General features: G+C 67.2%; 1 pseudogene. It reads right to left on the minus strand.

The annotated features are described in order from the left end of the window. Positions 1-102: pseudogene (locus ACWD3C_RS48730) on the minus strand (Cys-tRNA(Pro) deacylase); the annotation flags it as partial. Positions 103-1,118: the final 1,016 nt, after the last annotated feature.

The following is a 1,118-nucleotide window of genomic DNA, read 5'->3' on the forward strand; positions in this document are numbered from 1 at the left end:
GCGCTGGCCGAGGGGGGAGATACCGCCCCGTACGTAGCCCGTCGTACGCTCCGCGGCCCCCGGGTCCGCCATCGTCCCCCGCCCGCCGCCCGAGCCCAAGGCCGTACCGGGGCGCAACACCGCCTGGCGGAAGTGGCCCAGTGCTCGTGAACCTTTCGGCGTGCCGACCCGGCGGCGCTGAGCGGCCAGCCGCTGCGCAGAGGCGGAGGGGCACCAAGCCCGGCCCGCTCCGCCACGGCGAGCTCGCTAATCCGGGCTGAGGCCCTGGCGGCAGCCAGACACCTGCTCGTTGTTCTGGTCTTTGTCCAGTGCGCCGCCGAACGCTGTTGTGCATGGTCGTCCGCGCACCCCTCCTGACCTGTCGTGTGGACGTCCACGAACTACCCCATACGGCCGTACGGACAGTTGGAAAGCGTGTGGGGCTTCGAAAGGCTGTCACACGCAATGGTGAACAACAGCCTCGCCGCTGACCGAGACTTACGACGCTTCCAGAAGCTCGGAAGGAGAGTCCATGGCAGACAAGGGGCCGGCGATCCGCTCCCTGGCGCAGCTCGCTGACCATGTGCATTGGGTACGGGAATGGCCCGACAGGCCGACCTGGCGTGACCGGCTCCACCGATACCAGTACCCCGAGTCCTACCGCTTCGACCGTACTGCCGTTCCGCCGAGGCCCTGGGTCGACCGGCCCGCCGGGGACTATGAGCGGACAGGTTGGCGCATCCGTGCGGCCTACTTTGGGTCCGATCTGGCTTTTGAGGTCGAGTACATCGTTTGCGGTCTGTGCGAGATCGGCTGGGTGGAAGCGCCTCACTCCTATGAGGGCTACAAGCGCTACGGCCTCGCTTCAGCCGCCCTCGCGTCATTGCGCCGCGCCTACCCGAGGGTGCCATGGCACACGGGAGGCGGGCACTTCCGAGAGTCCGAACCCTTCTGGAACTCCGTCAGCGTGGACGTTCCAGGCAGCTATACCCGGCGGGAACGGTGTCATCACGTGGAACCATGGCGAGCGCGTTGAGCGTGACCACTGTCGGCGGTCTCTGAACCTGGACCCCTTTGGGGTCGGTGACTTTTGACCCCGTGTGTGCAGTTGTTCACCCGGTTGCCGCGCTCGGTGTGCG

Source organism: Streptomyces sp. NPDC002845 (assembly GCF_053591955.1).